General features: G+C 34.3%; 8 protein-coding genes. 7 read left to right on the top strand and 1 reads right to left on the bottom strand.

The annotated features are described in order from the left end of the window. Nucleotides 1-61: 61 nt before the first annotated feature. From ACOX6R_RS05995 to yihA, 7 genes are all read left to right on the top strand, one after another. On the top strand, nucleotides 62-1,762 hold the full coding sequence (locus ACOX6R_RS05995; RefSeq protein ID WP_433448288.1) for a proline--tRNA ligase: 1,701 nt from the start codon (nucleotides 62-64) through the stop codon (nucleotides 1,760-1,762). 8 nt (nucleotides 1,763-1,770) lie between these two features. Continuing rightward, complete coding sequence (locus tag ACOX6R_RS05990; RefSeq protein WP_433448286.1) at nucleotides 1,771-1,992, top strand: YdbC family protein; 222 nt, start codon at nucleotides 1,771-1,773, stop codon at nucleotides 1,990-1,992. Between the two features lie 69 nt (nucleotides 1,993-2,061). Then, the gene (gene tig, locus ACOX6R_RS05985) at nucleotides 2,062-3,405 is read left to right on the top strand and encodes a trigger factor (protein WP_433448285.1); all 1,344 of its coding nucleotides are present in this window, start codon (nucleotides 2,062-2,064) and stop codon (nucleotides 3,403-3,405) included. A gap of 23 nt (nucleotides 3,406-3,428) precedes the next feature. Continuing rightward, complete coding sequence (gene clpP / locus ACOX6R_RS05980) at nucleotides 3,429-4,013, top strand: ATP-dependent Clp endopeptidase proteolytic subunit ClpP (protein WP_433448283.1); 585 nt, start codon at nucleotides 3,429-3,431, stop codon at nucleotides 4,011-4,013. 14 nt (nucleotides 4,014-4,027) lie between these two features. Continuing rightward, on the top strand, nucleotides 4,028-5,251 hold the full coding sequence (gene clpX, locus ACOX6R_RS05975) for an ATP-dependent Clp protease ATP-binding subunit ClpX (RefSeq protein ID WP_433448281.1): 1,224 nt from the start codon (nucleotides 4,028-4,030) through the stop codon (nucleotides 5,249-5,251). Between the two features lie 42 nt (nucleotides 5,252-5,293). Next, nucleotides 5,294-7,624 carry an endopeptidase La gene (gene lon, locus ACOX6R_RS05970; protein ID WP_433448279.1) on the top strand — a complete coding sequence of 777 codons (2,331 nt, stop codon included), beginning with the start codon at nucleotides 5,294-5,296 and terminating at the stop codon, nucleotides 7,622-7,624. Further along, nucleotides 7,614-8,213 (top strand): ribosome biogenesis GTP-binding protein YihA/YsxC, encoded by a 600-nt coding sequence (yihA, locus tag ACOX6R_RS05965; protein ID WP_433448277.1) that lies wholly within the window; start codon nucleotides 7,614-7,616, stop codon nucleotides 8,211-8,213. Before lon ends, yihA begins: the two co-directional genes overlap by 11 nt. 66 nt (nucleotides 8,214-8,279) lie before the next feature. Here the strand turns inward: yihA and ACOX6R_RS05960 are convergent, their stop codons facing one another. After that, nucleotides 8,280-9,176, bottom strand: coding sequence for a LysR substrate-binding domain-containing protein (locus ACOX6R_RS05960; RefSeq protein WP_433448275.1), 897 nt, complete (start codon nucleotides 9,174-9,176; stop codon nucleotides 8,280-8,282). Nucleotides 9,177-9,326 lie beyond the last annotated feature (150 nt).

Genomic DNA, 9,326 nt, shown 5'->3' with positions numbered 1-9,326 from the left:
ACAGTTTCAACTACTTGTAAAAAAATACGTAACTTTATTCCTTATGGAATATGGAGGTTTTATGAGATTATCAAAATTATATATGCCAACACTTAGAGAAGATCCACAAGATGCAGAAATAGCATCTCACAAATTTCTCTTAAGAGCTGGCATGATAAGAAAGACGGCAAGTGGAATCTATACATACTTGCCCCTTGGTTATAGAACAATAAGAAAAATAGAAAATATTGTAAGAGAAGAGATGGATAATGCAGGAGCAATGGAGATTTTAATGTCTGCAATTCAACCTGCAGAAATCTGGCGTGAGTCAGGAAGATGGGACAAGTTTGGACCAGAGATGTTTAAATTAAAAGACAGAAATGACAGAGAATTTTGTCTTGGACCAACTGCAGAAGAGTATTTCACAACTCTAATTAGAGATGAAGTAAAAAGTTACAAAGACCTTCCTCTAAATCTTTATCAAATTCAAACAAAGTACAGAGACGAAAAAAGACCGAGATTTGGTATCAATAGAGCTCGTGAATTTTCTATGAAAGATGCCTACACTTTCGACACAAATGAAGAAAACTTAGACATCGCCTACATGAATATGTATAGAGCATACGAAAATATCTTCGATAGACTTCACCTTGATTACAAAATCGTTGAAGGTGACAACGGAGCAATGGGCGGTCACGAAAGTCACGAGTTTGTAGCTCTTTCTGAAACTGGAGAAGGAGTAATAGTTTACTCACCTTCTGGAAAATTTGGAGCAACTGAAGAAAAAGCTCCCGTTCAATATGTGCTTCCAGAAAAAGAAGAAGAAAAAGAAATTTCAAAAGTTCACACACCGGGTGCAAAAACTATTGAAGAAGTATCTGAATTCTTAAAAGTAGACAAGAAGAGATGTGCAAAGGCAGTTAACTTAATGGTAGAAGATGAGCCGCTTCTTGTATTTATTCCAGGAGATAGAGAGCTTAATATGGCAAAACTAATCTCTCACATCGCAGTGCCAGAACACGAAATTAGAATGATGGAAGATGAAGAGATTGTAAAAATTGGATCCAGCGTGGGATACACTGGACCAAAAGATATTGACGTACGAATTTTAATAGATAAATCACTAACTCTTATGAATAATCTTGTAATCGGCGCAAACGAAGAAGAATATCACTTCATAAACGCAAATTACAAGAGAGACTTTGATGGAGAAGTAGTTGATGATCTTCTTCTTGTTGAAGAGGGAGACAAAGTTCCAGATTCAGATGAAAACTACGAATTTGCAAGAGGAATTGAAGTAGGAAATATATTTAAACTTGGAACTAAGTACAGCAAGGCATTAAACGCAACATTCCTTGATGAAAATGGAAAAGAACAATACTTTGTAATGGGATCTTACGGTGTAGGAATTACAAGATCTGTTACAGCAATAATAGAACAAAATCACGACGACAACGGAATAATTTGGCCACTAGCTGTTGCACCATATGAGGCAATCATAACAATTGTAAATGTAAAGGATGAGGCTCAAGTTGAACTTGGCGAGCGTATTTACAAAGACTTAAAGAAGAAGGGCGTTGAAGTTCTTCTTGACGATAGACGCGACAGAGCTGGGGTTAAGTTTAAAGACAGAGACTTAATAGGAATTCCGCTAAGGGTAACTTGCGGCAAGAAATCAAAAGACAACATTGTAGAATATTCAACAAGAAAAGAAATGGAAAATTCTGAAATAACTGCTGGAGAGGCAATTACAAAGATACTTGCGGAAGTTAAAAATAAATAAGGAGAATTATGGCTGATTTTAAATTTGAGATAGTTGAACATTTGGGAGTTTTATCAGAAAGTGCAAAAGGCTGGACTAAAGAGATTAACAAGGTTAGCTTTAACGACAGACCTGCTAAATATGACATAAGAGAGTGGGACCCATCTCACGAAAAAATGTCAAAGGGCGTTACACTTACTGATGAAGAGATGGAGATTTTATCTAAAATACTAAAGGATAGAGAGATTTAATATATTTTTAAAAATACTTGTGTTATAATAGAAAAATGTTAAAATATGCCAAGTGCTAGGAGGATACAAATGGTTGAAATTAAAAAGAAAGAAAACAACAAAGTCTTTTTTGACATTGTTTTAAAAAGTGAAGATATAAAGAAAGCTGAAACTGAAGTTTATAAGAAAAACAAAAAATATTTTGAAATTCCAGGTTTCAGAAAAGGACATGTTCCTAAGAAGATGATTGAAAACATGTATGGTAAAGATGTTTTCTTTGAAGATGCTATTAACGAACTTTTACCTGAAGCATATCAAAATGCAATTGATGAACTAAAACTAGATGTAGTTGATCAACCAAATATGGATATTGATGAAGACACAATGGGTAAAGATGAATTAGTAGTAAATGTTGATGTAGATGTTAAACCTGAAGTTGAAATTTCTGGATACAAGGGAATTGAAATTGAAGACCCTACACTAACAGTTACTGACGAAGTAATCGACTCAGAAATCGAAAACCAAAGAAGAATGAATGCAAGAATTATAAATGTTGATGATAGAGCAGTTAAAGACGGCGACAGAGTAAATATCGACTTTAAAGGATCAATTGATGGAGAATACTTCGATGGTGGAACTGCAGAAGGTCAAGATCTAGAAATCGGATCTGACACATTTATTCCAGGATTTGAAGAACAAATTATTGGTCACGAAATCGGCGAAGAATTTGACATCAATGTAGACTTCCCAGAAGATTATCACCAAAAAGATCTTGCAGGCAAGACTGCAAAATTCGAAATTAAACTTAACAGCATCTCTTATGAAGAGCTTCCAGAGTTTGATGATGAATTTGTAAAAGATATTTCTGAATTTGATACAGTAGAAGAATTTAAAAAAGATTTAAGAGAAAAGAAAGAAGAAGAGTTTGAAACTACTTCTCTAATGGAAAAACAAAGACGTGCAATCGAAGCTCTTGGCGACATGGTTGATGTTGAAATTCCAGAAGGAATGGTAAGAAACCAAATGGATCAGTCACTTGCTAACTATGACCAAACACTTAGAGCACAAGGAATTTCTCTAGAAGATTATGTAAAGATGATAGGTTCAAGCATTGAAGAATTTAGAGAAAGTGCAAGACCAGGTGCAGAAAAAACTGTTAAAAACGACCTAGCTCTTGAAGCTGTTGTTAAACAAGAAGGTCTAGAAGTAACTGATGAAGAAATCGAAGAAGAAGTAGATAGCGTAGTTAAAGAATACTTCAAAGACGACGAAGAGCACCAAGAAAGAATGAAAGAATACATGCTTAACGAAAACAAGGAAGTAGTTAAATCTGACCTTGAAAAGAGAAAAGCTGTAGACTTCGTAGTTGATAATGCTGTTTTTGTTGAACCAAAAGAAGTAGAAGAAACTGAAGAAGAAAAAGAAGAAAAATAATTATTAGATAAGGACGTGATTTCATGGCATTAGTGCCTATGGTAGTAGAACAAACTAATAGAGGGGAAAGATCCTACGATATTTACTCAAGACTTTTAAAGGATAGAATTATCTTTGCAAGTGGTGAGGTAAATGATGTAATGGCTGATTTAATTGTAGCTCAATTATTATTCCTAGAATCTGTTGATCCGAATAAAGACATTCAACTTTATATAAATTCACCAGGTGGATCTGTGAGTGCTGGTTTTGCAATTTATGACACAATAAACTATATTAAGCCAGATGTTTCTACAATTTGTATAGGTATGGCAGCATCAATGGGAGCATTTTTACTTGCATCAGGTACAAAGGGCAAGAGATTCGCACTTCCAAATGCAGATATCATGATTCATCAACCATCAGGTGGAGCACAAGGACAAGCAAGCGACATTCAAATAAACGCAGAAAAGATTTTAAAAATCAGACACAAATTAAACCAAATTCTTGCAGACAACACTGGACAGCCTCTTGAAAAAATCGAAAAAGATACAGATAGAGACTATTGGCTAAGTGCTGATGAAGCTGTGGAATATGGATTAATAGACAAGGTAATAAAGAGTAGAGATTGATTTAGAGGTGAATTATGGCCGGTACAGATGAAGTACTAAGATGTTCATTCTGTGGCAGGACTCAAAATCAAGTTAAAAGACTTATTGCAGGGCCAAATGTAAATATTTGTAACGAGTGTATCGAGCTTTGCAACAGTATTTTAAATGAAGAGATAGATAAAGATGATGAAATTAATGAAGGATTTTCTCTAAAAAAGCCGGCACAGATAAAAGAGATTTTAGATTCTTATGTGATTAAACAGGAAGAAGCTAAAAAAGCTCTTTCTGTTGCTGTTTACAATCACTATAAGAGAATAACTTCATCTAAAAAAACTGACTCAGATATTGAACTTCAAAAATCAAATATATTAATGATTGGGCCAACTGGCTCAGGAAAAACTCTGTTGGCACAAACTTTGGCAAGACTTTTAAATGTTCCCTTCGCAATAGCAGATGCAACAACTCTTACAGAGGCAGGATATGTTGGCGAAGATGTTGAAAATATTATTTTAAAGCTAATTCAAAATGCTGATTATGATATTGAAAGGGCAGAAAAGGGAATTATTTATATCGACGAAATCGATAAGATTGCAAGAAAGTCAGAGAATGTGTCTATAACTAGAGATGTAAGTGGCGAAGGTGTTCAACAAGCACTTCTAAAAATAATCGAGGGAACTGTTGCCAATGTTCCGCCTCAAGGTGGAAGAAAACACCCAAGCCAAGAACTTATTCAAGTTGACACTTCAAATATTTTATTTATCGTTGGCGGTGCCTTCGACGGCATTGACAAGATTATAGAAAATAGAATTTCAAAATCAACAATGGGTTTTGGTTCTAAGCTTTATGATAAAGAAAAAGAACGCGAAAATATTTTGAGAAAAGTTGAGACAGAGGACTTATTGAAGTTTGGACTTATTCCAGAACTTATTGGACGTCTTCCTGTAACAATTACACTTGAAGAACTTGACGAAGAGGCTTTAGTTGAAATTTTAACTAAACCAAAGAACGCCCTTGTAAAACAGTACAAGGAGCTTTTAAAACTTGACGATGTAGAATTAATTTTCGATGACGATGCACTAGAAGCCATTGCTCGTAAAGCTATTGAAAAGAAAGCTGGTGCAAGGGGACTAAGAGGCGTAATCGAAAGTACAATTATGGATATAATGTTTGAAATTCCATCTAGAGACGATGTCAAGGCAGTTCAAATAACAAAAGATGCAGTTGAAGGTAAATCACCTGCAAAACTAATTAAAAAATAAAGTGCCGTGGTTATCCACGGCCTTTTTAAAAGGTGTGTTTTAATGGAAAAAATTAAATTGCCTCTCATACCACTTCGAAATATGGTCGTGTTTCCACATATGGTCACACATTTCGACTGTGGTAGAGATATATCAATTAATGCAATTGAAGAAGCCGAGATGGCAGATTCAAAAATATTTTTGGTGGCACAGATAGACTTCGCCGTAGAAAGTCCCGAAGAAGACGATCTATACGAAGTTGGGACAATTGCCTCAATAAAACAAATTTTAAAACTTCCAGGTGGAGTTGTTAGAGTTCTAGTTGAAGGCGAGACGAGGGCAGAGATTAAAAACCTAGAAATGGGAGAGAGTTTTATAAATGCAGAAATCTCACCTTATGAAGAAGATACAGCAAAGTATAACGAAAGTGAAAACCTTGAGGCAGCTCTAAGGCTTGCAGTTTCAGATATAGAAAAATACGCAACACTTGATGACAAACTTCTTCCTGGACTTTTGACAAACTTAATGGACACAGACGATCCGTCAAGATTTATCGACACAGTCGTTGGATATTTAAATTTAAAACTTGAAGATCATCAAAAAATTTTGTCAACTGTCGACGTGTACGACAGAGTCGTTGTCTTTCACGAGATAATGAAAAGAGAAATCGAAGTCATGTCCATAGAAAAGGAAATTGACGACGAAGTAAAACAAAAGCTCGACAAAGTTCAAAAAGAATACTATTTAAAAGAACAATTAAAAGTAATCAGAAAAGAACTTGGAGATGCACAGGACGAAGCTGGCATGGCAGAGAGCTATGTTGAAAAAATTAAAGAGAAGGACTTGCCAGAAGAAGTTAGAGAAAAGGCTCTAAAAGAGGCGAACAAATTAGAATCTCTAAATTCACAGTCGCCTGACTATGCACTTTTAATAAATTATCTCGACTGGATTTTGGATCTTCCTTGGAAAGAATCGTCTGAAAAAGAAGTTGACGTCTCTTATGCAAGAAAAGTTTTAAATAAGGAGCACTACGGGTTAAAATCTGTCAAAGAGAGAATTTTGGAATTTATCGCTGTTAGAAAACTTGCTAAAGATAACTTAAAAGGACCAATTCTATGTTTAGTTGGACCTCCTGGAGTCGGAAAGACTTCTATAGCACAGTCAATTGCAAAATCCCTTGGAAAAGAATTTGTCAGAATGAGCCTTGGTGGAGTGACAGACGAATCTGAAATTCGTGGTCACAGAAGAACTTATGTTGGAGCACTTCCTGGAAGAATTATAACTTTAATTAAAAAAGCTGGAGAAAATGACCCAGTATTTTTATTCGACGAGATAGATAAAGTTGGAAATGACTTTAAGGGAGACCCAGCAAGTGGACTTTTGGAAGTTTTGGACCCAGAACAAAACAACACATTCACAGATAGATACCTTGAACTTCCATTTGACCTTTCCAATGTATTTTTTATCGCAACAGCAAACACAGCTGCTACAATTCCAAGACCACTTCTTGACAGAATGGAGATAATAGAAGTTGGCGGCTACACTCCAAGCGAGAAGTTTAACATTGCCAAAAAATATCTCCTTCCAAAGCAGATAAAAGAAAATGGACTTGAAGGCAAAAACGTGAGCATTTCTGATCGCGCAATTATGGACATAATCGACTATTACACAAGGGAGTCTGGCGTAAGAGGACTTGAAAAAGAAATTTCAAAAATCGCAAGAAAAGCTGCCCTTGAAATAATTGAAAATGATGCAGACAAAATTTCTATAAGTACGCGAAATATTGAAAAATACTTGGGCGAGAAGAAGTATTTAATCGATCAGAGAGAGAAAAAAGATCAAATTGGTTCAGTAAACGGACTTGCATGGACAGAAGTTGGAGGAACAACTCTAAACATCGAGACGACTGTAATGGATGGCAAGGGAAATCTAAAACTTACAGGTTCACTTGGCGATGTGATGAAAGAATCAGCAAGCGCTGCTATTTCATACATTGCATCAAATGCAAAAGAATTTGGAATCGACCCAAGCTTTAGGACACAAAAAGACATTCACATTCACGTGCCAGAAGGCGCAGTGCCAAAAGATGGCCCATCAGCAGGAATTACAATTGCAACATCAGTCCTATCAGCACTTACACAAAAACCTGTAAAGAGCGATGTGGCAATGACTGGTGAGATAACTCTTCGCGGAAAGATTTTGCCAATTGGCGGACTTAAAGAAAAACTTTTAGCAGCAGAGCGCTTTGGAGTAAAGACTGTAATAATTCCAGAAGAGAACAAGAGAGACTTAAAAGAAATCGAAGAAGAAGCAATCGACAAATTAGAAATAATTCCAGCTTCTGAATTTAGAGAAGTTGCAAAAATTGCGATAGGTGATTTTGATGAAAATTAAAAAAGCAGAGCTTGAAAAAGTTGCAGTAAAAAAAGAGCAGTATCCAAAAGAAGACACTGTAGAGCTTGCCTTTGCAGGAAGATCAAATGTAGGCAAATCATCTTTTATAAACGCAATGCTTGGCAGAAAAAACTTGGCGCGCACTTCATCGACACCAGGAAAGACTAGAACAATAAATTTTTACAACGTAAATGACAAATTAAGACTTGTGGATTTACCAGGATATGGATATGCGAGAGTATCAAAGAGCGAAAAAGAAAAATGGGCGGGCATAATAAATGAATATTTAGAAACTCGCGAAAATCTTTTGGAGACAATTCTACTTGTCGACATAAGACATGAGCCGACAGAGCTCGACAAGCAGATGTATGACTATATAATTCACTCAGGATTTTCTGGAATAGTGATTGCCACAAAGAAGGATAAAATAAAAAAATCGCAAGTAAATAAACATGTCGATGCCATAGCAAAAAAACTTGAAATGCCATCGAAAGATAACATCATCACATTCTCATCAGAGAAAAAAGATATGGTAGATGAGGTGTGGTATATATTTAACGACATGATAGAATTTCATAAGATTAAATAAAGGAGCAGGGTGACCCGCTCCTTTTTTATATAACATGTTATTAAAATATATATGTGAACCTGAATTTTAATCTGCAAGCGATAATATTTCATCTTCTAAAACATTACAAAATGCATTAATATAATTTGGTAAAAATATATTCTTTTTTTTAACAATTTCTATACGAAGAGGATATTCTAAACCTTTTATTGGAAATACAAAAATATCATTTTTTTCTTCAAAGTTGGTATAAAGCATCTTGGGAACCAAAGCACAAGCAACGCCTTCGATACATAATTTTATTTGGGTCTCACATTCACTAGTATAAAAAGGTATATTATTTAATTTTACTCCGTGAGAGATTAGATGTTGTTGCATTAAAGTGTACATTGCCCCTGTTTTATAATACATGACCATTGGAACTTCTGAAAAATTGTTTAAATCTACCCCTTTTCTAAATGCTTGTAGATTGGAATTATCAAAATGTTTATAAAATAGATTTTTATGTATAATCATGTATATATAATCATTACAAATATGATGAACATGAAAATCTAAATTTAAGTTGGTATTTACACCTAGAAACAAATCTACTGTATTATTTTCAAGGTATTTCTCTAAAATAGCAGTGTCTCCACTTACAAATTTAACTATAATATTTGGAAACAATTCATTATATTTTTTTAATACTTTAGGTAAAATAACTGGAGATCGACTGGTGCTTATTCCAACTGTAAATTTTCCTTTTATACCACTTTTTAATTCGTCCATTTGTTTATTTAAATTTTTTTCAATTGCATCAATATTGCTTAGAGATTTATAAACTATTTCTCCTGCTGGTGTTAGATGTAAAAAAGGTTTTCTAATAAAAAGTTTTGTGCCAAACTCATTCTCTATTCTTGAGATATGATCACTAACGCACTGTTGTGAAACATATGCTTTTTTTGCAGCTTGTTTAAAACTTTTTGTTTCTGCTACCAACATAAATATCTTATGATTTTGTATCATTTTACCACATCCTTAATATTAATATTTATTACAAGTTTAATATTTAAAAATACTAAATAAAACAATATTTTTATTTAAACACTTTCATTTATTTATCTAAGAAACATGTTAACTAAGTAAAATCAA

This window comes from Peptoniphilus sp. (assembly GCF_050943655.1).
Classification (GTDB): domain Bacteria; phylum Bacillota; class Clostridia; order Tissierellales; family Peptoniphilaceae; genus Peptoniphilus_A.
This window is presented reverse-complemented; position numbering and strand designations above follow the sequence as displayed.